At 66.0% G+C, this 23226-nt stretch carries 19 protein-coding genes and 1 pseudogene; 4 read left to right on the forward strand and 16 right to left on the reverse strand.

Annotated features, from left to right (window positions below):
• Positions 1-133 precede the first annotated feature (133 nt).
• From AC56LK_RS04305 to AC56LK_RS04315, 3 genes are all read right to left on the reverse strand, one after another.
• Positions 134-1582, reverse strand: coding sequence for a Ppx/GppA phosphatase family protein (locus AC56LK_RS04305; protein WP_497183332.1), 1449 nt, complete (start codon positions 1580-1582; stop codon positions 134-136).
• Positions 1583-1649: 67 nt separating this feature from the next.
• Positions 1650-1832 carry a hypothetical protein gene (locus AC56LK_RS04310; protein WP_497183333.1) on the reverse strand — a complete coding sequence of 61 codons (183 nt, stop codon included), beginning with the start codon at positions 1830-1832 and terminating at the stop codon, positions 1650-1652.
• Entirely contained in the window at positions 1829-3001 is a 1173-nt protein-coding gene (locus tag AC56LK_RS04315; protein ID WP_497183334.1) for a PepSY-associated TM helix domain-containing protein, read from the reverse strand. Before AC56LK_RS04315 ends, AC56LK_RS04310 begins: the two co-directional genes overlap by 4 nt.
• A 108-nt stretch (positions 3002-3109) precedes the next feature.
• On the opposite strand from AC56LK_RS04315, the pseudogene AC56LK_RS04320 reads away from it, so the two are divergent.
• Positions 3110-5248, forward strand: a pseudogene (locus tag AC56LK_RS04320) (TonB-dependent receptor).
• 15 nt (positions 5249-5263) lie between these two features.
• Here AC56LK_RS04320 and AC56LK_RS04325 read toward each other — a convergent pair.
• The 4 genes from AC56LK_RS04325 to ppsA all read right to left on the reverse strand — a co-directional run bounded on the left by AC56LK_RS04325 (position 5264) and on the right by ppsA (position 10014).
• Complete coding sequence (locus tag AC56LK_RS04325; protein WP_497183335.1) at positions 5264-6091, reverse strand: SDR family oxidoreductase; 828 nt, start codon at positions 6089-6091, stop codon at positions 5264-5266.
• On the reverse strand, positions 6088-7008 hold the full coding sequence (locus AC56LK_RS04330; RefSeq protein ID WP_497183336.1) for an SPFH domain-containing protein: 921 nt from the start codon (positions 7006-7008) through the stop codon (positions 6088-6090). The genes AC56LK_RS04325 and AC56LK_RS04330 overlap by 4 nt, the downstream gene beginning before the upstream one ends.
• A 40-nt stretch (positions 7009-7048) precedes the next feature.
• Complete coding sequence (locus AC56LK_RS04335) at positions 7049-7471, reverse strand: NfeD family protein (protein WP_497183337.1); 423 nt, start codon at positions 7469-7471, stop codon at positions 7049-7051.
• 191 nt (positions 7472-7662) lie between these two features.
• Positions 7663-10014, reverse strand: coding sequence for a phosphoenolpyruvate synthase (gene ppsA / locus AC56LK_RS04340; RefSeq protein WP_497183518.1), 2352 nt, complete (start codon positions 10012-10014; stop codon positions 7663-7665).
• A gap of 251 nt (positions 10015-10265) precedes the next feature.
• Here ppsA and ppsR point away from each other — a divergent pair, with 251 nt between their 5' ends.
• The 3 genes from ppsR to AC56LK_RS04355 all read left to right on the forward strand — a co-directional run bounded on the left by ppsR (position 10266) and on the right by AC56LK_RS04355 (position 13786).
• A complete protein-coding gene (gene ppsR, locus AC56LK_RS04345) occupies positions 10266-11114 on the forward strand; it encodes a posphoenolpyruvate synthetase regulatory kinase/phosphorylase PpsR (RefSeq protein WP_497183338.1) in 849 nt (282 codons plus the stop codon).
• 126 nt (positions 11115-11240) lie between these two features.
• Positions 11241-11780 carry a heme NO-binding domain-containing protein gene (locus AC56LK_RS04350; protein ID WP_497183339.1) on the forward strand — a complete coding sequence of 180 codons (540 nt, stop codon included), beginning with the start codon at positions 11241-11243 and terminating at the stop codon, positions 11778-11780.
• Positions 11777-13786 (forward strand): putative bifunctional diguanylate cyclase/phosphodiesterase, encoded by a 2010-nt coding sequence (locus AC56LK_RS04355; protein WP_497183340.1) that lies wholly within the window; start codon positions 11777-11779, stop codon positions 13784-13786. Before AC56LK_RS04350 ends, AC56LK_RS04355 begins: the two co-directional genes overlap by 4 nt.
• 231 nt (positions 13787-14017) lie before the next feature.
• Here AC56LK_RS04355 and AC56LK_RS04360 read toward each other — a convergent pair whose 3' ends face one another.
• From AC56LK_RS04360 to bamA, 9 genes are read right to left on the reverse strand one after another with little or no spacing between them, the layout of a single operon-like run.
• Complete coding sequence (locus tag AC56LK_RS04360) at positions 14018-15217, reverse strand: EAL domain-containing response regulator (protein WP_497183341.1); 1200 nt, start codon at positions 15215-15217, stop codon at positions 14018-14020.
• Positions 15218-15268: 51 nt separating this feature from the next.
• Entirely contained in the window at positions 15269-16054 is a 786-nt protein-coding gene (locus tag AC56LK_RS04365) for a TrmH family RNA methyltransferase (protein WP_497183342.1), read from the reverse strand.
• A gap of 2 nt (positions 16055-16056) precedes the next feature.
• On the reverse strand, positions 16057-16704 hold the full coding sequence (rnhB, locus tag AC56LK_RS04370; protein WP_497183343.1) for a ribonuclease HII: 648 nt from the start codon (positions 16702-16704) through the stop codon (positions 16057-16059).
• Positions 16705-16712: 8 nt separating this feature from the next.
• Positions 16713-17885, reverse strand: a complete 1173-nt coding sequence (gene lpxB / locus AC56LK_RS04375; RefSeq protein WP_497183519.1) for a lipid-A-disaccharide synthase — start codon at positions 17883-17885, stop codon at positions 16713-16715.
• A gap of 1 nt (position 17886) precedes the next feature.
• A complete protein-coding gene (lpxA, locus tag AC56LK_RS04380) occupies positions 17887-18675 on the reverse strand; it encodes an acyl-ACP--UDP-N-acetylglucosamine O-acyltransferase (RefSeq protein ID WP_497183344.1) in 789 nt (262 codons plus the stop codon).
• On the reverse strand, positions 18675-19163 hold the full coding sequence (gene fabZ / locus AC56LK_RS04385; RefSeq protein ID WP_497183345.1) for a 3-hydroxyacyl-ACP dehydratase FabZ: 489 nt from the start codon (positions 19161-19163) through the stop codon (positions 18675-18677). The genes lpxA and fabZ overlap by 1 nt, the downstream gene beginning before the upstream one ends.
• Entirely contained in the window at positions 19160-20209 is a 1050-nt protein-coding gene (gene lpxD / locus AC56LK_RS04390; protein WP_497183346.1) for a UDP-3-O-(3-hydroxymyristoyl)glucosamine N-acyltransferase, read from the reverse strand. Before lpxD ends, fabZ begins: the two co-directional genes overlap by 4 nt.
• A gap of 55 nt (positions 20210-20264) precedes the next feature.
• A complete protein-coding gene (locus AC56LK_RS04395; RefSeq protein ID WP_497183347.1) occupies positions 20265-20789 on the reverse strand; it encodes an OmpH/Skp family outer membrane protein in 525 nt (174 codons plus the stop codon).
• A 49-nt stretch (positions 20790-20838) separates the two neighbouring features.
• Positions 20839-23175 (reverse strand): outer membrane protein assembly factor BamA, encoded by a 2337-nt coding sequence (bamA, locus tag AC56LK_RS04400; RefSeq protein ID WP_497183348.1) that lies wholly within the window; start codon positions 23173-23175, stop codon positions 20839-20841.
• Positions 23176-23226: the final 51 nt, after the last annotated feature.

The following is a 23226-nucleotide window of genomic DNA, read 5'->3' on the forward strand; positions in this document are numbered from 1 at the left end:
GACCGTCGCACCGGCGAAGGCCGGTGCCCAAGTTTGCATGCGTCACCGGTAGCAATGAACAACGCAGGGATGCTAACGAGATTGGGTTCGGGCCTTCGCCGGAAGTCGTAGGCCCCAGTAGCGCGTTCGACGTTCAAAAGTTACGGACCTGGAAGGGAATACCCACCTCGTTCCAGGCCCCCTCTTCCTTCTGCAGCCACGGGCCCAGCGTCGGGTGCTTCTCCAGCAAGCCTGCCGGCAGCTCGAGCTCGATGCGCCCCTTCATGCGGACCTTCAGGCCCGCCAGGTCCTCGTCGGCGCGGGCATGCATGAACACGACGGCCATGCGCAGCGCCAGTACCGCCTTGGCCACGTCCAGCTCCAGCAGCGCCTCGCGGATCTTGCGCAGATTGCCCTTCTGCCCCAGCAGCAGGGTGGCCATCAGGCGCTGCTCGCGGGTGGTGAAGCCCGGCAGGTCGGCGTTCTCGACGATGTAGGCGCCGTGCTTGTGGGCGCCCGTCATCGAGATCTGCAACCCGACTTCGTGCAGCATCGCGCTCCAGCACAGGTAGGGCTGGGCATCGACCGGGTCGAGCAGCTCGTACAGGCGGGAGGCGATGTGCGCGGTGCGCAGCGCGCGCTGGCTGTCCACCTCGAAGCGGCGCATGCAGGCGCGGATGGCGGCGTCGCGGCGGTCGCGCCGGTTGGCGCGCAGCTCGAGGTCGGACAGCACGCCCAGGCGCAGGCCGGCGTTGATCGCCGTGAGCCTGTCGATGCCGAGTTCCTGCATCACGCCGATCAGGACCGTCAGGCCGCCCACCATCACCGGCACCCGCTCCTTCTTGATACCGGGCAGTGTGAAGGCATCGACGTGGCCCAGCTCCAGCAGGATGTCGCGCAGCGCATGCAGGCTGGCCTGCGACATCGTGCCGTCGCCGACGCCGTTCTTGCCGATGACTTCATTGATGGCGCGCATGGTGCCGGAGGAGCCGTAGGCCGCGTCCCAGCCCTGCGCCTTGTACAGGTCGGCCGCGTCCTCGAAACGGGCGCGCGCCTCGGTCACGGCGGCGTCGAAGCCTTGGGGGGTGATGCGGCCGTCCGCGAAGAAGGCGGCGGTCTGCGGATGGGTGCCGATGCCGAAGGATTCGACCAGGTTGATGTCGGGACCGATGGCGGCGATGACTTCGGTCGAGCCGCCGCCGATGTCCACCACCAGGCGGCGCTCGCCCGGGTTGTCGATGGCGCGCGCCACGCCCATGTAGATCAGGCGCCCTTCTTCCTCGCCCGAGATGACTTCGATGGGATGGCCGATGGCCTGTTCGAGCCGCGGCAGCAACAGCTCGGCGTTGCGCGCCACACGCATGGTGTTGGTGGCGACCACGCGCACGGCATCGAGGGTGTATTCGTCGAGGATGGCGCGGAAGTCCTCCAGGGACCGCACCGCGCTGCGCATGGCGGCCTCGGTCAGCATGTTGTCCGCGTCCAGGCCCGCGGCCAGGCGGATCGGATCGCGCGCGGTGCGCACGATGTGCATGCGCCCGCCCGCCGGTTCGCCGATGTGAAGCCGGAAGCTGTTGGACCCCAGGTCCACTGCTGCAAACATAGGCGCTCTCTCGCTGGTTCCCGGCATGGCCCGCCAACCGGGCTGCCGTGTTGGCGAAGTATACAGCCTAGCGTGCGGCCGGTGCGCGCCGCAAGCTGAACCAGGCGCCCACGGCAACCGGCGCGCCGAGCGTCACGGCCGAGACCAGGTCCCAGGCGCCGTCGCCCAGCAGGGCCGCCACCAGGCCGATGGTGGTGAGGACGGCCAGCAGGATGGGCATGGCCCAGATCTGGGTGCGGGTGCGGATCATGGGGTCTCCGTGGAACGTACGAGGGCTGGTGATTCCTGGGCGGCCGGTTTGGCCGCGGCCACGGCCCTGGTCTTGCGGCTGCGTTTGAGCCACAGATAGAGGCCGCTGCCCAGGATGAAGATGGTGGCGATGTCGAGCAGTGCCCACAGCAGCTTCATGGCCTGGCCGCCGTAGTCGCCGAAGTGCAGCGGCTGCGACAGCAGCAGCGCCGTCAGGTACCAGGGCAGCTCGCGGCGGTCGGTGATCTCGCCGGTGGCGGCGTCGATCAGCACCGGCTTGTACAGGCGCGAGCTGAAGGCCTCGTCGCCGCGCATGAAGATGCCGTAGTGGTGCGGGCTGCTGAAGGGCGTGCCCGGGAAGGCCACGAAGCCGACCTTCATGCCTGGCTCCGCCGCCTCGGCGCGCAGGATGGCGTCGTGGATCGAGGCCATCTTCTCCACTTTCGGCTGGCCTTCATAGGGCTTGAGCATCACGGCGAGTTCGTTGTTCTGCCAGTACTTGAGCAGCAGGTCGGCCCAGGTGTTGACCATGCCGGTGGCGCCGACCACGAACACCCAGACCAGGGTGACGATGCCGAGCAGGTTGTGCAGGTCGAGCCACTTGATGACCCGGCTGCGCTCGTGGCGCACGGCGCCGAAATCGAGCTTGCGCATGAAGGGGGCGTACAACACCGTTCCGCTGACCACGGCGACGATCAGCAGCAGGCCCATCAAACCGAGGAAGAGCTTGCCGTACAGGCCGGCGAACAGGTCCACGTGCAGGCGGAACATGGTGGACATGAAGGCGCCGCCCTCGAAGGCCGGTTCGGTGATGACCCTGGTCGTGCGGGCGTCGACGGCGATCGGCTTGTAGTGCTCGTCGTTCGGGTGGTCGCCCAGGGTGACGTTCCAGATCGCCGGTTCATCGATCTCCTGCGACATGTACATCGCAATCTTGTTCGGATACAGGGCGCGGGCCGAGGCCAGAACGGCGTCGATGTTGCCGCGCGGCGCCTTCTCCATCCCGGCAGGCAGGGCCGGCGCCTCGACATCGGTGCCGAGCAGGTGACCGATTTCATGGTGGTAGATCAGCGGCAGACCGGTCAGGCAGAGCAGCAGCATGAAGACGGTACAGACCAGGCTGCTCCATTGATGGATCCAGCTCCAGCGGCGTAGGAATGCGGGTGACATGGGGGAAGCAATCGTAAGGTTCCGCAAATAATAATCGTTCTCATTTACACGCGCAAGCCAAAGCGGATAGAATGACAATCATTCTCAATAAGAAATCTACTTACTCTGATGCTTCTGCTTCGCCTGACTCCCATCGCCCTCGCCGCCGCGGCATTTGCGGCCCACGCCCAGGACAGCTCCACCGAACCGGTTGCGACCGTCGTCGTCAGCGCCTCCGCCGACGCCTCGGCCCAGGGCCTGCCTTCCGCCTACGCCGGCGGCCAGGTCGCGCGCGGCGGCCGCCTCGGCCTGCTGGGCAACGTGGACATCATGGATGCGCCCTTCAATACCACCAACTACACCCTGGGCCTGATCCAGGACCAGCAGGCGCGCAGCGTCGGCGACGTGGTGCAGAACGACGCGGCGGTGCGCTCGGCTCGCGGCTTCGGCAATTACCAGGAGCTGTACATGATCCGCGGCTTCCCGGTCTATTCGGACGACATGGCGTACAACGGCCTGTATGGTCTGCTGCCGCGCCAGTTCGTGGCCTCGGAACTGCTCGAGCGCGTCGAAGTGCTGCGCGGCGCGAACAGTTTCGTGAACGGCGCCCCTCCGGGCGGCGGCGGCATCGGCGGTTCCATCAACCTGCTGCCCAAGCGCGCGACCAATGCGCCGCTCACGCAGGTGACCGCAGGCGTCGAGACCGGCGGACAAGCCTACCTGGCGACGGACGTCTCGCGCCGCTTCGGCGAGGAAGGCCGCTTCGGCGTACGCGTGAACGCGGTACGCCGCGACGGCGACACCGCGGTGGACCGCGAAAACCGCGAACTGAGCGTCTACGCGATCGGCATGGACTACCGCGGCCGCGGCTACCGCCTCTAGGCCGACCTCGGCCACCAGGACCATCAACTGCGCGGCGCCCGCCCGAGCGTGACCGTGGGCGGCACGCTGCCGATCCTGGCTGCGCCCGACAGCGACAGCAACTACGCCCAGCCCTGGACCTTCTCGGGCGAGCGCGACACCTTCGGCACCCTGCGCGCCGAAGCGGACCTGCCGGGCGGTGCGACCGCCTGGGCGGCACTGGGCCTGCGCAAGGGGGACGAGTTCAACATCATCTCTTCGCCGACCGTGACCGCCCTGAACGGCACCACGACCATGACGCGCTTCGACAACGTGCGCGAGGACGACGTGCGCACCGGCGAAGTCGGGGTGCGCACCGAGCTGAAGACCGGCACGGTGTCGCACAAGCTGAGCGCCTCGGCCTCGAGCTTCCATGCGGAGTCGAAGAACGCCTATGCCATGAGCGACTTCACGGGCTTCCCGTCGAACCTCTATCGCCCGGTCGACGTGGCGGCGCCGTCCAGCAGCTTTTTCACCGGCGGGAAAATGAACGGCCCGCTGCTGACCCAGAAATCGATCCTGTCGAGCATTGCCATCGCGGACACCATCGGCCTCATGGACGAGCGCGTGCTGGTGACGGTCGGTGCGCGCTACCAGAAGATCAAGGATTTCGGCTATGACTACGGCACCGGCGCGCCGAATGCGGCCTACGAGAAAGGCGAGCTGACGCCTGTGGCCGGCATCGTGGTCAAGCCTCTCAAGGGCGTGTCGGTGTATGCCAACTACGCCGAAGCACTGCAAAAGGGTCCGGTGGCGTTCGGCGCCAACATCATCAACCAGGGCGAGGTGTTCGCACCCTTCGTCTCGCGCCAGAAGGAAGCGGGCGTCAAGTATGACGGCGGCAAACTGGGCATGAGCGCCGCCGTGTTCAGCACCTCGCGTCCGAGCGGCGCGGTGGTCGACAATCGCTTCGGCATCTACGGGGCGCAGCGCAACCGCGGCCTGGAGCTGAACGTGTTCGGCATGCCGGCCCAGGGCCTGCGCCTGCTGGGTGGCCTGACCCTGCTCGACGCCGAACAGGAAAGCAGCGGCAAGAACGTGATCGGTGTGCCGAAGACCCAGCTGAACATGGGCGCCGACTGGACCGTGCCGGGCGTGCAGGGCCTGTCGCTGAACGCGCGCGTGCTGACCACCTCGAAGCAGTATGCCGACGACGCGAACACCCAGCAGCTGCCGTCGTGGACTCGCCTGGACATCGGGGCCAACTACCTCATGCGCTTCATGGACCGCGACCTGACGCTGCGCGCGCGCATCGACAATGTCACCGACAAGAACTACTGGGCGTCGGCGGGCGGCTACCCCGGTTTTGGCTACCTGGTGCAGGGCGGCCCGCGCAGCGTGGTGCTGACGGCCACCGTGGACTTCTGATGAGGGAAGCGGCCGCTATTGCGGCGGCCGCACATCCTGCTTGAGGGCCGCCAGCGCGATCTTCTCCACCAGGCCCGGCGCCAGCAATTTCAGGAAGCGCCCCAGCTTGCCCTTGGCCGTCATGACCACTTCCCGCCGGCGCCCGTCCATCCCCGCGATGATCAGGCGGGCGCACTCCTCCACGCTCATGGCGCCCTCTTCGTTCAGCGCGCTGCTGCCCATCGGCTCGCCCCGCGCATTGAAGCCGCGGTAGCGGATCTGCGTCGACACCACGCCCGGATAAGCGGTGGTGACGCTGACCCCGTATCCCTTCATCTCGGCACGCAGCGCTTCGAAAAAGCCCGTCATCGCGAACTTGGTTGCGCTGTAGGCGGTGCGGCCCGGCACGCCGACCAGACCGGCCAGCGAGGACACCGCGACGATTTTCCCCTGCGCGGCCTTGAGCGCCGGCAGCGCAGCCTGGGTGCACCAGACGGCACCCCAGAGGTTCACGCGCATCAGCTCCTCGTACCAGCCGAGGTCTTCGACTTCCTCGAACAGCGCATGTGCAGAACGGCCCGCATTGTTGACCAGGACATCGATGCGGCCGAAGCGCTCGGCGGCGCTGACGACCAGGCGGCGGCACTGGATCTGCACCGCCACGTCGGTCGGCACCGTCATGGTCTGGGCACCGAGGGCGGCGCATTCGCCCGCGACCGCCTCCAGCTGGGCCGCATTGCGCGCCGCCAGCACCAGGGCGACGCCGGCGCCCTCCTTCGCCGCCAGCTGGCGCGCCATCTCGGCGCCGATGCCGTCCGAGGCCCCGGTGATCACGACGACACGCGGCTTTCGCGCCCCGTTCATTCTTGCGACTTCACGATCTGCAGCGCACTGGCGATCACGCTGCTCATGTCGCCCATATTGGCCGGCACGATCAGCGAATTATTCGTCTTGGCCAGGTTGCCGAAGGCGTCCACGTAGTGCTCGGCCACGCGCAGGTTGACGGCATCCATGCCGCCCGGTTCGCGGATCGCGGCGCCGACCTGGCGCAGCGCGGCGGCACTCGCATCGGCCAGTGCCACGATGGCGCTCGCCTCACCCTGGGCGCGGTTGATCGCAGCCTGGCGCTCGCCTTCCGAGCGGGCGATGGAGGCTTCGCGCTCGCCGCTGGCGATGTTGATCTGCTCCTGGCGTCTTCCTTCAGACGCCGCAATTAATGCCCGTTTTTCGCGCTCGGCGGTGATCTGGCGCTGCATCGCGTGGAGGATCTCGGCCGGCGGCGTCAGGTCCTTGATCTCGTAGCGCAGCACCTTGACGCCCCAGTTGGCGGCGGATTCGTCGATCGCGTTGACGATGGTGGTGTTGATGTGGTCGCGCTCCTCGAAGGTCTTGTCGAGCTCCATCTTGCCGATCACTGAACGCAGCGTGGTCTGGGCCAGCTGGGTGATCGCCTGGATGTAGTTCGAGGAACCGTAGGAGGCGCGCATGGCGTCGGTCACCTGGAAGTAGAGGATGCCGTCGACCTGCAGCTGGGTGTTGTCGCGCGTGATGCAGACCTGGGGCGGCACGTCGAGCGGGATCTCCTTGAGGCTGTGCTTGTAGGCGACGCGGTCGATGAAGGGCACGACGATGTTGAGGCCGGGCCCCAGCACGGCGTGGAACTTGCCGAGCCGTTCGACGACGAGCGCGTGCTGCTGGGGCACGACGTTGATGGTCTTGAAGATGAATACCAGCGCAATGGCGAAGAATACCAGTGCGACCATGCCAGACGAGAATTCCATGAGCATCCCTTATAAATATAGTGTCAGTTATTAGCTGATCTTATGAATTGGAAACGATGAGGCGGTTGCCGAGCACTTCGACAATCCGGAAGTCGCCGGCTTCCGGCTGGGCGCCGGGGCCGAGTTCCACGTCCCACAAGGCGCCGCGGTACATCACGCGGGCGCGGCCGTCGCGCCAGGCGTCGACGGCGACACGCTGGCCGATGTCGAGGTTGACGTTGCGGTCGCGGGTGGCCTCGGCACGCGCGGGCCGGCCGAAGCGGCTGCGGTGCAGGATCGCGGTGGCGGCCAGGCCGACCGCGGCGGCGACCAGGGTCTGCGTCGGTCCGCTGGCACCGCTCCAGGCGGCGAGCGCGCCGAAGCCAAGGCCGATCGCAATCATCAACAGGTAGAAGGTGCCGGTGAACAGCTCGGCGATCACGAGGACGCCGGCAGCTACCAGCCAGCTCATCCAGTCAGTCATGGACTTGTCTCCTTTCGACGGTTCAAAACAATAAAAAACCCCCGCGGCCTGCGACAGGCGGCGAGGGTTCAACAATGTCGATGCGCTTGCTGATTGTGTGCTTTCTGGCAAAGAGTTATCGATGCCAGTGTAGCAGGTCTATACAGGAATAAAAGCTCCCTGGTTGACGTTTATCGCAGGCGCATAGGCGATCACTTGGAAGCCAGCTTTTGCCAGGTCTCGATCACCGAATCAGGATTCAGCGACATCGACTCGATGCCCTCGCCCACCAGCCATTCGGCGAAGTCCGGGTGGTCCGAAGGACCCTGGCCGCAGATGCCGATGTACTTGCCCTGCGCGCGGCAAGCCTTGATCGCCAGCGACAGCATGGCTTTCACGGCCGGATCGCGCTCGTCGAAGTCCTTGGCCAGCAGCTCCATGCCCGAGTCGCGGTCCAGGCCCAGGGTCAGCTGGGTCAGGTCGTTCGAGCCGATCGAGAAGCCGTCGAAGTACTGCAGGAACTGCTCGGCCAGGATCGCATTGGACGGCACTTCGCACATCATGATGACGCGCAGGCCGTTCTCGCCGCGCTTCAGGCCGTACTTCGCCAGCAGGTCGATGACCTTCTCGGCCTGGCCCAGGGTACGCACGAAGGGGATCATCAGCTCGACGTTGGTCAGGCCCATGTCGTCGCGCACGCGCTTCATGGCCAGGCATTCCATCTCGAAGCTTTCTGCGAAGTCTTCGGCCAGGTAGCGCGCGGCGCCGCGGAAGCCCAGCATCGGGTTTTCTTCGTCCGGCTCGTAGCGCGAACCGCCGATCAGCTTCTTGTACTCGTTCGACTTGAAGTCGGATAGGCGCACGATCACCGGCTTGGGCCAGAAGGCCGCGGCGATGGTGGCCACGCCTTCGGCCAGCTTGTCGACGTAGAAGGCACGCGGCGATGCATGGCCGCGGGCCACCGACTCGACCGCCTTTTTGAGGTCGGTATCGATGTTCGGGTACTCGAGGATGGCCTTCGGGTGCACGCCGATGTTGTTGTTGATGATGAACTCGAGGCGCGCCAGGCCGACGCCGTTGTTCGGCACCGACTGGAAGTCGAAGGCCAGCTGCGGGTTGCCGACGTTGAGCATGATCTTGGTCGGGATCGGCGGCAGTTCGCCGCGCGAGACTTCGGTGATCTCGGTTTCCAGCAGGCCGTCGTAGATCTTGCCCTCGTCGCCTTCGGCGCAGGAGACCGTGACGAAGGTGCCGTCCTTCAGCACGTCGGTGGCGTCGCCGCAGCCGACCACCGCCGGCACGCCCAGCTCGCGGGCGATGATCGCCGCGTGGCAGGTACGGCCGCCGCGGTTGGTGACGATGGCCGAGGCGCGCTTCATCACCGGTTCCCAGTTCGGGTCGGTCATGTCGGCCACCAGCACGTCGCCCGGCTGCACGCGTTCCATCTCGCTCGGGTCGTGGATCACGCGCACCGGACCGGCGCCGATCTTCTGGCCGATTGCACGGCCGGAGGTCAGCACGGTGCCCGAGCCCTTCAGGCTGAAGCGCTGCTGCGAATCGGTGGCTTTCTGCTGCGACTTCACGGTTTCCGGGCGCGCCTGCAGGATGTACAGCTTGCCGTCGCGGCCGTCCTTGCCCCACTCGATGTCCATCGGACGGCCGTAGTGGTTCTCGATGATGACGGCGTACTTTGCCAGCTCGACCACCTCGGCGTCGGTCAGCGAATAGCGGTTGCGCATCTCGATCGGCACGTCGACGGTGCGCACCGAGCGGCCGGCCTTGGCCTCGTTGGTGAACTCCATCTTGATCAGCTTCGAGCCGATGTTGCGGCGGATGACCGGCAGCTTGCCCTGGGCCAGCATCGGCTTGTGGACGTAGAACTCGTCCGGGTTCACGGCGCCCTGCACCACGGTCTCGCCCAGGCCATAGCTCGAGGTGACGAAGACCACGTCCTTGAAGCCCGATTCGGTGTCGATGGTGAACATCACGCCGGCGGCGCCGGTGTCGGAACGGACCATGCGCTGCACGCCGGCCGACAGCGCGACTTCGGCGTGGGTGAAGCCCTTGTGCACGCGATAGGAGATCGCGCGGTCGTTGTACAGCGAGGCGAAGACGTGCTTCATCGCTTCCAGCACGTTGTCGATGCCGACCACGTTCAGGAAGGTCTCCTGCTGGCCCGCGAAGGACGCATCCGGCAAGTCTTCGGCGGTCGCCGAAGAGCGCACGGCGAACGAGACGGAGGTAGCGGAATCAGCCACCAGGCGCTCGTAGTAGGTGCGGATTTCCTGTTCCAGGCGCGGCTGGAACGGGGTGTCGACGATCCACTGGCGGATCTCGGCGCCGGCGGCGGCGAGCGAACGCACGTCGTCGATGTCGAGGCCTTCGAGGCGCGTGGCGATGCGCTGGCCCAGCGATGGGCCGCCTTCGCTATGGTCGAGGAAGTCGCGGAAGGCATCGGCCGTGGTGGCGAAGCCGCCCGGCACGCGCACGCCGGCGCCGGCCAGCTGGGAGATCATCTCGCCCAGCGAAGCGTTCTTGCCGCCGACCGACTCGACGTCGGTCATGCGGAGGTTCTCGAACGAGGCGACGTAGACGCGTGAGGCTTGATCAGGCTCCTTCAATGCTGCTACAGACAGGTTAGTCATGGTAAAACACCCTTACTTGATGATAGAAACCTTGTGGCAGGTGCTGGGGACGGTGTCTTCTTGTTATTCTGGCCGTCGTGCAGCACAATGCAGATCCGTTGCCCAGCATTCTACCCCGTGACCGCGGAAGCTTGCTGCAAGTTTGTCACGCTGACTCAGCACTTGAGACCATGACCGCAGAAACAACCGTTCCATCCACTCCCTCTTCGCGCACCGTCTTTTTCGTATCGGACGGGACCGGCATCACCGCGGAGACCTTCGGTCACGCGGTGCTGAGCCAGTTCGAAATGCGCTTCCGCCAGATTCGCCTGCCCTTCATCGACTCGATCGATAAGGCCCACGAGGCCGCCCGCCGCATCAACGACAGCTTCGCACGCGATGGCCAACGGCCGATCGTGTTCTCGACCCTGGTCAAGCACGACCTGTCGAGCGTGATCCGGGCCGCCAAGGGCATGCACATGGACCTGTTCCAGACCTTCGTGTCGCCGCTCGAGCAGGAGCTGGGCGTGAAGTCGACCCACACGATCGGGCGCATCCACAATGCGGTGGACACCGAGGAGTACAAGAACAGGATCGAAGCGATCAACTTTTCGCTCGCGCATGACGACGGTCAGTCGCACAAGAACCTGGCCGAGGCCGACGTGATCCTGGTGGGCGTGTCGCGCTCGGGCAAGACGCCGACCAGCCTGTACCTGGCGATGCAGTACGGCCTGAAGGCCGCCAACTACCCCCTGATTCCGGACGACTTCGAGCGCGGCAAGCTGCCCTCCTCGCTGCCGCCCTTCAAGGCCAAGCTGTTCGGCCTGACGATCACGCCGGAACGCCTGTCGCAGATCCGGAACGAGCGCCGCGCCGGCAGCAAGTACGCCTCGATCGAGAACTGCCGCTACGAAGTCAACGAGGCCGAATCGATGATGCGCCGCGAAGGCATCCGCTGGCTGTCCTCGACGACCAAGTCGATCGAGGAAATCGCCACCACCATCCTGCAGGAGATCAAACCGGACCGCCGCGAATACTGATCGCAGTCTGTGTTGACGTGATGCAACGGAACGCCGTCGGTTTCGATGACTATTGTAGTTTCCGAGAGGATACATACGTGGACTAGGTGTAAAATCCCGCAGTTCACACATCGACTCGGAGTTCCCATGAAAGGCATCGTTTTCAACCTGCTCGAAGAAGCTGTCAGCAGCGACTTCGGTGACGCCACCTGGGACCGCCTGCTCGACGACGCCGGCCTGGATGGCGCCTATACCTCGCTCGGCAGTTACGACGACGCCGAAGTCGTGCGCCTGGTCGAGGTCGCGTCCAAGGCGCTGCAGATTCCGCCGCAGGACGTGCTGCGCTGGTTCGGCCGGCGCGCCATGCCCCTGCTGGTGAAGCGCTATCCGCAATTTTTCGCCGGACACACGACCGGCCGCACTTTCCTGCTGACCTTGAACAGCCTGATCCACCCGGAGGTACGCAAGCTCTACCCGGGCGCGACGCCGCCGGTCTTCGATTTCGATACCAGCGACAGCGAGACCCTGGTCATCGGCTACAACTCGGCGCGCCGCCTGTGTGCGCTGGCCGAGGGCTTCATGCAGGGCGCGGCCGAGCATTACCGCGAACAGGCACAGGTGCGGCAGTCGCATTGCATGCACGACGGCGCCGACAAGTGCGTGTTCCACGTCCAGTTCAAACCGTGATCCCTGCCCCGATTGAGGTCTCGCCGGACGCCGAGATCGCCCGCCTGCAGCGCCGTCTCAAGCGCGAGACGGCCGCGCGCCTGGAAGCCGAGGCGATCGCCGAACGCGGCCTGCGCGACCTGTTCCAGCGCCAGCAGGAGATCTCCCTCCTGGAGAGCATCGCCGCCGCGGCCAACGAAGCGGCCAGCGTCGAAGACGCGATGCGCCACGCGCTGGCGGCCGTATGCCGCTACACCGGCTGGCCGCTCGGCCACCTGCTGCTGTCTTGCGGAGAAGACCTGCTCGACTCGACCACGGTCTGGCACGACGACGGCGCGGGCGCCTTCGACAGCCTGCGCAGCCGCACCGAGGACATGGCGTTTTCCGCCGGGGTCGGCCTGCCCGGCCGGGTGCTGCGGACCGGGACCCCGGCCTGGGCCAACGTCGGCGCCCCGGATGCTTCCTCCTATCCGCGCATGCCGCTGATGGCCCAACTCGGCTTCTCCTCGCTGTTCGCCTTTCCGGTGATGATCGCCAGCGAAGTGGTGGCCATCCTCGAATTCTTCAGCCGCGAGCTGCAGGAGCCGGACGAATCGATGCTGCGCCTGATGGCGCAGATCGGGACCCAGCTCGGCCGCGTGATCGAGCGGCGCCGCGCCCAGGACCGCCTGGTGCACGATGCCCTGCACGACCCGCTGACGGCGCTCGGCAACCGCAAGCTCTTCCTCGACCGGCTCGGGCACTTCCTGCTGCGTTCCCAGCGCACCCCCAGCTTCGGGTTCGCGGTGCTGTTCGTCGACCTGGACCGCTTCAAGGCGATCAACGACGGCCTCGGACACCAGGCCGGCGACCAGGTGATCGTGGCGACCGCGCAGCGCCTGACGGCCTGCCTGCGCCAGACCGACATGGTGGCGCGCGACAGCAGCGCCGAGCGGGACGTGGTGGTGTCGCGCCTCGGCGGCGACGAGTTCACCATCCTGCTCGACCAGGTCCACGACGCCGCCACCCCGATCCGGGTGGCCGAGCGCCTGCTGCGCGCGCTGGCCGCACCGTTGACGATCGGGCAGCAGCAGGTGTATGTCACGGCCAGCATCGGCATCGCCATGAGTTCGAGCGGCTATGCCGACGTCCAGGACATCCTGCGCGATGCCGACATCGCGATGTACCACGCCAAGCAGAACGGACGGGCGCGCTGGATGATGTTCGACCAGACCATGCAGGAAGGCGCGCTGCGCCGCCTCACGCTGGAGGCCGAGCTGCGCCTGGCGCTGCCGGGCCGCCAGCTGTTCATCCAGTACCAGCCGATCGTCTCGCCGAAGGATGGCCTGATCCGCGGCTTCGAAGCGCTGCTGCGCTGGCGCCACCCGGTGCTCGGCATGATTTCGCCGGTGGAGTTCATTCCGGTGGCGGAAGAGGTCGGGCTGATCGGCGAAATCGGCGGCTGGGTCCTGCACGAGGCCTGCGTCCAGCTGCATGCCTGGCAGCAGACCAGCCCGGCGCCGCTGAGCATGAGCGTCAACGTGTCGGCGGTCCAGCTCAACGACGGCGAGCTGGTGAACCTGGTCACGCGCGTGCTGCGCGAGACCGGCGTGCCCGGCAACAGCCTGAAGCTGGAGTTGACCGAGAGCGCGGTGATGGCCGATCCGGAGCATGCGCTGGCCATCTTCAAGCAGCTGAAGGAACTCGGCGTGCGCCTGAGCCTGGACGACTTCGGCACCGGCTACTCGTCGCTGAGCCATCTGCGCCGCCTGCCGATCGACACCCTGAAAATCGACCGTTCCTTCGTCAGTGCGATGGACCTGCACGGCGACAAACGCCAGATCGCCGAAGTGGTGGTGATGCTGGCGCGCGCGCTGGGTCTGGACGTGGTCGCCGAAGGGGTCGAAACCAAGGCCGAGGTCAATCTCCTGCGCGACATGGGCAGCGACTTCGTCCAAGGCTACTTCTACTACCGCCCCCTCGACCGCGACGCCGTCACCGACATCCTCGCCACCCAAGCCGCCTTGGGGTCAGAGTCGAATTGCTGAGCAATTTCTTCAAATTGCGAATAAAACGTCCCCGACCCTCGATTCTCCGCGTACACGTGTCGACATAGCAATGAGGGTCAGAGTCGAATTGCCGAGCAATTAACAAAAGTTGTCAAACAATTCGACTCTGACCCCAATTGGGCTTGGGGTAGAGGATACCGATGTAATGAGGGTCAGAGTCGAATTAGAGGAAATTTTGGGGAATTGCTCGGTAAATCGACTCTGACCCCATTAGAAGTAGTGGCGCCAGTCTTCGAGCCAGGCGGGGAAGGCGGCGGCTTCCATGGGGTTGGCGATGTGGTAGCCCTGGGCGTAGGTGCAGCCGAGGTTTTGCAGGAAGTCCCAGTCCTGGCGGGTTTCGACACCCACGGCGACCGACATTCGGTCGAGGCTGTGGGCGAGGCCGAGGCAGGAGCGCAGGACCGTGCCGAGCGGGCGGCGCTTGGAGGCGCCGTCGACGAAGCTGCGGTCGATCTTCAGTTCGCTGAAGGGAATGCGGGCCAGCAGCTGCAGGTTTGAGCGGCCGGTGCCGTAGTCGTCGATCGCGAGGCCGAAACCCATCATCCGCAGGCGCACCAGGCGCTCGATGAATTCGGGGTCGGTGTTCAGCACCGAGGATTCCGGCATCTCGAAGGTCAGGTATTCCGGCAGGATGCGGTGGCGGCCGATGCAGGCGGTGATCTGGCGCACGAAGGCCGGATGCGCGAGCGTTTCGGGAGCCAGGTTGATCGAGATCGGGACCGGGATGCCCTGGTCCTGGAACCAGCGGCAGCGCTCGGCCGACAGTTCGATCATGCTCCAGTCGAGGAAATCGACCCGGTTGTTCTGCTCCAGCGCGTCGATGAAGGCGCCCGGTCCCAGCACGCCGTGCTCGGGATGGCGCCAGCGCGCGAAGGCTTCCAGGCCTTTCACCTGCCCGGTGGCGAGCTCGATCTTGGGCTGGAAGAAGGGTTCGAACTGGCGCTTCTGCAGGCCGATGCCGATTCCCTGGAAACTGAAGCGCGGCCCGGGCGCTCGCGCGACGTCGCTGCGCGCCAGCGGCGTGTAGTTCTCGAGCAGGGGCTTGAGCTTGGCGGCGGTGACGGGCTTGCTGATGGTGCCCAGCAGGTCGACGCCGAAGGCCTGGGCCAGGGTCTCCACCGAGAACAGCAGCCCGGCCGGCTGGGCCCCGGTGACGATCAGGCGCACGTCCACGCCCAGCGAACCCAGGTTGCGCAGCAGTTCCAGGCCGTCCATGCCGGGCAGCGCCAGGTCGACGATCGCGACGTCCACCTTGGGCGTGAAGCCGTTTTCCAGGTGCTGCAAGGCCATATGCCCGTCCGGCACGTCGGTCACGCGGCTCGCGCCCAATTGGCCGAGCAGCTCCACCAGCGTCCTGCGCTGGGCGGCGTCGGCTTCCGCCACCAGGAAGTGCAAATGCGCGATGTCCATCTCTACTCCATTCAGTCTGCCGTCAGATTACCCTGAAGGCCGAGGCCGCGTCTATGCCTGGATTTGCCGCAGCTGCTCGAAAAAGCACACTGCGGCGCAGGCGGCCACGTTGAGCGACTCCACCTGGCCCGCATGGGGGACGGCGACCCGGTGGGTCGCCAGCTCGAGCAGCTCCTGCGAGACGCCCTGCCCTTCGTGGCCAAGCACCCAGGCGACCGGGCGGCGCAGGTCGAGCGCGTACAGCCGCTCGGCCGCGTAGCCGCTGGTGGCCAGCACCGGCACCTTGGCTGCCCGCACCAGGGGCGCCAGTTCGATGTTCTCGAAGATGTCGAGCACGAAGTGGGCGCCCATCGCGGCGCGCAGCACCTTGGGCGACCAGCAGAAGGCCGTGCCGGGGCTGCAGTAAACCTGCTTGATGCCGCTGGCGGCGGCGCTGCGCAGGATCGAGCCGACGTTTCCCGGGTCCTGGACGCCGTCCAGCAGCACGCTGGATTCGACCAGCCCCGGCGCCTTCGACGGCGCCGGCGAGGCGACCACGAACACGATATGCACACCATGCTCTACCTGGCTGATGGCGCCGAACAGCGCATCCGGCAGCACGCTCGCATGCGCATGCAGCGCCTCAACGCGGTCGACGATGGCGGCGACTTCGGGATTCGCCAGCGCGCCCTCGGACACCACGCAGTGCTCGGGCGCGCCGCGCAGCTCGAGCCAGCTCTGGCAGAGGTGGACGCCGTCCAGCAGGCTCTGGCCGGCCTTGCGGCGCGCCTGCGAGCTGGTGGCGAGCTGCTTGAGCTCTTTATAGAAGGCGTTGTCGCGCGAGCTGATGTGCTTCATGGTCACGCGGCGGCGAACAGGTCGGGCTGCAGCAGCTCGCGCACCGGCGCGAACGAGCGGCGGTGCACCGGCGAGGGGCCGTGCAGGCGCAAGCGTTCCAGGTGCAGCGCCGTCGAATAGCCCTTGTGCTGGTCGAAGCAGTACTGCGGGTATTGCACGTGCAGCTGCACCAGCGCAGCGTCGCGCGCGGTCTTGGCCAGGATCGAGGCGGCCGAGATGGCGTGGCACTTGTCGTCGCCTTCGACCACGGCGTGGGCCTTGATCTCCATCGGCGGGCAGCGGTTGCCGTCGATCAGGGCGATGGTCGGTATGGTCTGCAATGCCTCCACCGCGCGCCGCATCGCCAGCATGGTGGCATGCAGGATGTTCAGGGTGTCGATCTCTTCGCACGAGCACTCGGCAATCGCCCAGGCCAGCGCGTGCTCCTTGATCAGCGGCGCCAGTTCGTCGCGGCGTGCTTCGGTCAGCTTCTTCGAGTCGCGCAGGCCCTCGATCGGGCGCTTCGGGTCGAGGATGACGGCGGCGGCGAACACCGGCCCCGCCAGCGGACCGCGGCCGGCTTCGTCCACGCCGCACACGATGTCGGCGTCGGTGAACGGCCGCAGCCGCGGAGGCAGGCCCGGGTAAAAGTTGACTCGCTTCCTACTCACTGATTTGCTCATTTCTTACGTCCAATCACGCGCAGCACCGCGTCCGCGCTCGCCTCCGCGCTGTTGCGCAGCAGGCTGTGGTGCATGTCGGTAAAGCGCCGCGCCAGCGCCTCCTTCCCCGCCGGGTCGTCCAGCTGGCGCTGCACGGCGTCCGCCAGCGCCAGCGGCGTCGCCGCATGCTGAAGATACTCCGGAACGACAAACTCGCGCGCCAGGATGTTCGGCAGGCCGATCCACGGCTGGTAGCCCATGTGGCGCATGATCTGCCACGAGGCCTCCATCACCTGGTAGGCGATCACCATCGGCTTCTTGAACAGCGCCACTTCCAGGGTTGCCGTGCCGGAGGCGACCAGCACCGCGTCGGCCGCCGCAATCGCCGCATGCGACTGGCCGTCGACCAGGCGCACCGGCACCTCCGCCAGCCCGGCCTTGTTCACGATCTCGGTGTAGTAGGCGCGCTGGCGCTCGCCGGCCATCGGCGCGATGAACACCAGGCTCGGGTCGCGCCGGGCCAGCAGCCTGGCCGCCGCCACGAAAGGCTCGGCCAGGTACTTCAGCTCGCCCATGCGGCTGCCCGGCATGATCGTGACCACCCGCGCATCCGGAGCGATGCCGAGCGATTCGCGCGCCGCCGCCACGTCGGGCGCCAGCGGGATCATCTCGGCCAGCGGATGGCCGATATAGGTCACCGGCACGCCGGCCGCGCGGTAAATCGCCTCCTCGAAGGGGAAGATCACCAGCATGTGCGAGACCGCGCGCTTGATTTTCTTGATCCTTCCGCCGCGCCAGGCCCAGATCTGCGGACTGACGAAATGGACGGTCGGGATGCCCCCGGCGCGCAGCTGCTCTTCCAGCCCGAGGTTGAAGCCCGGGTAGTCGGCGCCGATGAAGGCGGCCGGGCGTTCCGCCAGCAGGCGGTCGCGCAGGCGGTTCTGGATACCCTTGATCTCGCGATAGCGCGGGATGATCTCGAACAGGCCGCGTACGGTGAGCGTCTCCATCGGGACCTCGCTCACCAGGCCCTGCTCGAGCATGCGCGGGCCGCCGATGCCGTGAAAGCGCAGGTTCGGCAGCTGCGGACGCAGGCCGGCCATGAGGCGGGCGGCGAGCATGTCGCCGGACACCTCGCCGGCGACCATCGCGAGCGAGATCTCCGAAGGCCGGGTGCCGCCTACGGACATGTCAGCGGACGATGCCACGGGTGCTGGCGCCGAGGAATTCGCGCATGGCGCGGATGTCGTCGGCGGCGGCCGCGTTGCCGGCCTCCAGTTCGGCCAGGGCGGCCTTCGCTTCCTCGAGCGTCAGGCCGGAGCGGTACAGTTGCTTGTAGGCGGCGCGGATGCCGTCGATCTGCTCACGGGTGAAGCCGCGGCGCTTCAGGCCCTCGATGTTGATACCGCGCTGGCCGGCCGGGTTGCCCGAGACGAGCACGAAAGGCGGCACGTCCTGGGTCAGGCTGGTGTACATGCCGATGAAGGCATGGGCGCCGATCTTGCAGAACTGGTGCACGCCGGCGTAGCCCGACAGGATGGCGTGGTCGCCCACGTGCACGTGGCCGGCCAGCTGCGCATTGTTCGAGAAGATCGTGTGGCTGCCGACCTGGCAGTCGTGCGCCAGGTGGACGTAGGCCGAGATCCAGTTGTCGTCGCCCAGGCGGGTGACGCCGAGGTCCTGGGCGGTGCCCAGGTTCATGGTGACGAATTCGCGGATGGTGTTGCCGTCGCCGATCTCGAGACGGGTCGGCTCGCCCTTCCACTTCTTGTCCTGCGGCGCGGCGCCGATCGAGCAGAACTGGAAGAACTTGTTGTCCTTGCCGATCGTCGTGTGGCCTTCGATGACCACGTGCGGACCCACGACCGTGCCGGCGCCGATGCGCACGTGCGGGCCGATGATCGAATACGGGCCGACCTCGACCGAGCTGTCCAGCTCCGCCTTGGGGTCGACGATCGCGCTTGGATGAATCCTGCTCATTACTGCCCCGCTGCGTTCTCGTTGGCGCGGATGGTGCACATCAGCTCACCTTCAACCGCGACCTTGCCGTCGACACTGGCGACGGCCTTGTACTTCCAGATGCCGCGCGAGACGCGCAGGATCTCGACTTCCATCTTGAGCTGGTCGCCCGGCTCGACCGGACGCTTGAAGCGCGCGTTGTCGATGCCGACGAAGTAGACCACCGAGTTCTCGTCCGGCTTGACGTCCATTGTCATGAAGGACAGGATCGCGGCGGTCTGCGCCATCGCTTCGATCATCAAGACGCCCGGCATCACCGGCTTGTGCGGGAAGTGGCCGTTGAAGAATTCTTCGTTGACGGTGACGTTCTTGATGGCGGTGATGCGCTTGCCCAGTTCGACGTCCAGCACGCGGTCGACCAGCAGCAGCGGATAGCGGTGCGGCAGGTATTCCTTGATCCCGTTGATATCGAGGGTCGTCTTCGTGGTCGTTTGAGCTTCAATGGTCATTTTTGTTCTGTGAGTGTTTTGATGGTCTTTTCAAGGGCGCGGATCTTCTCGCGCATCGAGCCCAGGTTGCGCACGATGGCGGCGCTGCGTTCCCACTCGGCGTTCTTGGCCAGCGGGTAGAAGCCGGTGTACTGGCCCGGCTCGAGCACCGAGCGCGACACCATGCTGCCCGAGGAGATATGGACGTTGTCCGCGATTTCCAGGTGGCCCAGCACCATGGCGGCGCCGCCGAAGGTGCAGCCCTTGCCGATCCTGGCGCTGCCGGCCACGCCGACGCAGCCGGCCATGGCCGTGTTCTCGCCGATGTGGCAGTTGTGGCCGATCTGGATCTGGTTGTCGAGCTTGACGCCGTCCTCGATGACGGTGTCGGCCAGGGCGCCGCGGTCGATCGTGGTGTTGGCGCCGATGTCGACGTCGTCGCCGATCAGCACGCGGCCGGTCTGCGGGATCTTGATGTACTTGCCGCCTTCGACCGCGAAGCCGAAGCCGTCGCCGCCGATCACCGCGCCCGAATGGACGATGCCGCGCGCGCCGATGACGCAGCGCGCGTGGAAAGTGACGTTGGCGAACAGGTGGCTGCCCTCGCCGATGCGGGCCTCGCGGCCGACGAAGCAGCCGTGGTCGATCACCGCGTGGGCGCCGACGACGGCCCCCGCTTCGATGGTCACGTGCGGGCCGACGTGGGCGCTCGGGTCGACGATGGCATCCGGCGCCACCACCGCGCTCGGGTGGATGCCCGGCGCCGGCGGCGTCTCGGCCAGCGCGGCGAAGTACTGCGCCGCGCGGGCGAAATAGGCGTAGGGATTGGTGGTGACGATGCGCGCGCCCTCGTAGGTCGCGGCCACGGTCGGGTCATCGAGCGGCGACAGGATCAGCGCCGCGGCCTGGCTTTGCGCCGCCAGGGCGCGCAGCTTGCTGTTGCTGAGGAAGCTGATGTGCGTGGGGCCCGCGCTGTCGAGCGGCGCGATGGCCGAGACGCTGATGTCCGGGTCGCCCACCAGCTGTCCGCCGAAGCGCTCGACCAGGTCTTGCAGTCGAATGCCCATGTCAGGGTGTCGGGAGTCAGTCAATGTGGTGCTTCTTTGCTCGTGAGGCTGGCGCTTACTTGTCCAGCAGCTTGAGGATCTTGTCGGTGATGTCGATGCGCGGGCTCGACCACGCGGCTTCGGCCAGCACGGCGTCGAGCTTTTCCTGCTCGGCGACCTGCTCGATCATCTTGTAGGCACGCGTGGCGATGGCGGCGCGCTCTTCGTTCTTGCGCTGCATGAGGTCTTCCTGGAACTCGCGCTGCATGCGCTGCACGTCCTTTTCCATGTTCAGCAGTTCGCGCGCGCGGCGGGTGCGCTCGACGTCGTTCAGGCCGGCCGCTTCGCTGTCGAATTTCTCGGACGCCTGCTTGAGCCGGGTGACGGTTTCCTCGACCACCTTCTGGCGCTTGGAGAACTCGGCCTGGATGCGGGCGTCGGCGGTCTTTGCCATCTTCGATTCGCTCATCAGGCGCTCGGTGGCGACGAAACCGATCCGGCCCTGGGCGTGTGCCGTGGCCAGCGGCGCTGCGCACAGCGCGGCCAGCAACAACGCCTTCGGCAAGTACTGGGGCAACGTGGCTATCAGCGTTTTCAACATCAATCTCCGCAAATCGGATGGGACGCCGGGGCGTCCCAATTCTGGCAGGTCAGAAACCGGTACCCATCTGGAACTGGAAGCGTTCCAGCTTATCGCCCGGCAAGGCGTTCAAAGGCTTAGCATAACTCAACTTCAGCGGGCCGACCGGGGAAATCCACGACAGGCCGATACCGGCCGAGTAGCGCATCTGGTCGAGGCGGATCTTGGCTTTCTCCTGGAATACCTGGCCGCCGTCGATGAAGGTGAACCAGCGCAGGCTGCGGTCGGTGCCGCCGCCCGGGAACGGGAATTGCAATTCCGCGTTGGCGATGATGCGCTTGGAACCGCCCACCGCGTCGTAATAGGTCGGGTCGACCACGCCCAGCGAGGAGCTTTCGTAGCCGCGCACCGAGCCGATGCCGCCGGCGTAGAAGTTCTTGAAGACCGGGTAGGAACTGCCGCCCATGCCCTTGCCGTAGTCGAACTCGCCGCGCAGCGCCAGGGTCATCCAGCGCGTCAGCGGGCGCCACCACTGGTGCTCGTACACCATGCGGTAGTACTTCGAATCGCCCAGCGCATCGATTTCGAGGTTGGCGCGCTGGTAGCGGCCGCGGGTCGGCGTCACCGCGCTGTCGCGGGTGTCGCGGCCCCATGCCGCCGTCAGCGGGATGGCGTTGGTCGAGGCCTTGCCGATACCGTCGCCTGGTCCGCCGTTCTGCGCCACGAAGGTCTTGTACAGCTGCGGCGAGGTGACGTCGGTCTCCATCTGGGTGCGTTCCAGGCCGGCACCGAAGTAGACGGTGTCGGCTTCCGAGAACGGCACGCCGAAGGTCATGGTGCCGCCGGTCTGGCGCACCGTGTACAGGCCGAGGTTGACCGCCGGCGGGCGCATGGTGCGCAGGTAGACCTGGAACGAGCGCGAGATGCCGTCGTCCGTGAAGTAGGGATTGGTCTGCGAGAACGCGATCGTCTTGTTGTACTTGCTGGTGTTCAGCTCCAGGCCGATGGTGTTGCCGCTGCCGGCGAAGTTGGCCTGCGAGATCGAGGCGGTGAAGGTGAACTTCTCCGATTGCGAGAAGGCGCCGCCGATCATGAAGTTACCGGTCGGTTTTTCCTCGACCACCATGTTGACGTCGACCTGGTCGGTGGCGCCCGGCGATTCCGGGGTCTCGACCTTCACGTCCTTGAAGTAACCGAGGCGGTCGACGCGGTCGCGCGAGAGCTTGACGCGGTTGGCGTCGTACCACGAGCTTTCGAACTGGCGGAACTCGCGGCGGATGACTTCATCGCGGGTCACGGTATTGCCCGAGATGTTCATGTGGCGCACGTAGGCGCGCTTGCCCGGATCGATGAAGAAGGTGAACTTGGCTTCGCGCTTGTCGCGGTTGATCTCCGGATTGGCGGTGACGTTGGCGAAGGCGTAGCCGAAGGTGCCGAGGCGGTCGGCGATCAGCTTGATGGTGGCTTCCTGGGCTTCGCCCGAATAGGGCTTGCCCGGCTGCAGCAGGATCAGCTTGCTCAGCTCTTCCTCGCGGCCGAACATCTCGCCTTCCAGCTTCACGCCCGAGACGGTGTACTTCTCGCCTTCGGTGATGTTGATGGTCAGGTAGATGTCGCGCTTGTCCGGGGTGATCGAGACCTGGGTCGATTCGACGTTGGCCTCGAGGTAGCCGTTGTTCAGGTACAGGGACTTGATCGACTCGAGGTCGCCGGTCAGCTTCTGCTTGGAGTACTGGTCGGCCTTCGAATACCAGGTGAACCAGCCCGACTTGGACAGCTGCAGGACTTCGCGCAGTTCCTTGTCCGAGAAGGCCTTGTTGCCCACGAAGCTGATCTGGCGGATCTTGGCGATATCGCCTTCGTCGACGTTGAACATGATCGTGACGCGGTTGCGCTCGATCGGGGTCACGGTGGTGGTGATCTTCACGCCGTACAGGCCGTGCGACAGGTACTGGCGCTTGAGCTCCTGCTCGGCGCGGTCGACGGCCGCCTTGTCGAAGATCTTGGTCTCGCCGACGCCGATTTCACGCAGCGCCTTGACCAGCATGTCTTTTTCGAATTCCTTGGTGCCGGTGAAGTCCACCGAGGAGATCGCCGGGCGTTCCTCGACCAGCACCACCAGCACGCCGTTTTCTTCTTCCAGGCGGATGTCCTTGAAGAAGCCGGTCGCGAACAGCGCCTTGATCGCGGTGGTCGCCTTGGCGTCGTCGAAGGTTTCGCCCACACGCACCGGCAGGTAGCTGAACACGGTGCCCGCTTCCGTACGCTGGATGCCTTCGACCCGGATGTCCTTGACCACGAACGGGTTGACGGCAAGTGCATTGCCGGCGCAAAGCGCCAGCACGGCGGCGCCAATCATGCTGCGACGGATGAACGGCAGGACAAAACGATCTGGTTGTGAATTCATTGGCTGGATTTCTGGTCAGTCATTGGACAACATACATATTCTTTTCCCGGT

Source organism: Telluria sp. ZB4P36 (assembly GCF_059685865.1).

Coding starts and splice junctions, on each gene's coding strand:
- AC56LK_RS04305 (WP_497183332.1), bottom strand. CDS start 1,582: ATGTTTGCAGCAGTGGACCTGGGGTCCAACAGCTTCCGGCTTCACATC.
- AC56LK_RS04310 (WP_497183333.1), bottom strand. CDS start 1,832: ATGATCCGCACCCGCACCCAGATCTGGGCCATGCCCATCCTGCTGGCC.
- AC56LK_RS04315 (WP_497183334.1), bottom strand. CDS start 3,001: ATGTCACCCGCATTCCTACGCCGCTGGAGCTGGATCCATCAATGGAGC.
- AC56LK_RS04325 (WP_497183335.1), bottom strand. CDS start 6,091: ATGAACGGGGCGCGAAAGCCGCGTGTCGTCGTGATCACCGGGGCCTCG.
- AC56LK_RS04330 (WP_497183336.1), bottom strand. CDS start 7,008: ATGGAATTCTCGTCTGGCATGGTCGCACTGGTATTCTTCGCCATTGCG.
- AC56LK_RS04335 (WP_497183337.1), bottom strand. CDS start 7,471: ATGACTGACTGGATGAGCTGGCTGGTAGCTGCCGGCGTCCTCGTGATC.
- ppsA (WP_497183518.1), bottom strand. CDS start 10,014: ATGACCGACGTCGAGTCGGTCGGCGGCAAGAACGCTTCGCTGGGCGAG.
- ppsR (WP_497183338.1), top strand. CDS start 10,266: ATGACCGCAGAAACAACCGTTCCATCCACTCCCTCTTCGCGCACCGTC.
- AC56LK_RS04350 (WP_497183339.1), top strand. CDS start 11,241: ATGAAAGGCATCGTTTTCAACCTGCTCGAAGAAGCTGTCAGCAGCGAC.
- AC56LK_RS04360 (WP_497183341.1), bottom strand. CDS start 15,217: ATGGACATCGCGCATTTGCACTTCCTGGTGGCGGAAGCCGACGCCGCC.
- AC56LK_RS04365 (WP_497183342.1), bottom strand. CDS start 16,054: ATGAAGCACATCAGCTCGCGCGACAACGCCTTCTATAAAGAGCTCAAG.
- lpxB (WP_497183519.1), bottom strand. CDS start 17,885: ATGTCCGTAGGCGGCACCCGGCCTTCGGAGATCTCGCTCGCGATGGTC.
- lpxA (WP_497183344.1), bottom strand. CDS start 18,675: ATGAGCAGGATTCATCCAAGCGCGATCGTCGACCCCAAGGCGGAGCTG.
- fabZ (WP_497183345.1), bottom strand. CDS start 19,163: ATGACCATTGAAGCTCAAACGACCACGAAGACGACCCTCGATATCAAC.
- lpxD (WP_497183346.1), bottom strand. CDS start 20,209: ATGGGCATTCGACTGCAAGACCTGGTCGAGCGCTTCGGCGGACAGCTG.
- AC56LK_RS04395 (WP_497183347.1), bottom strand. CDS start 20,789: ATGTTGAAAACGCTGATAGCCACGTTGCCCCAGTACTTGCCGAAGGCG.
- bamA (WP_497183348.1), bottom strand. CDS start 23,175: ATGAATTCACAACCAGATCGTTTTGTCCTGCCGTTCATCCGTCGCAGC.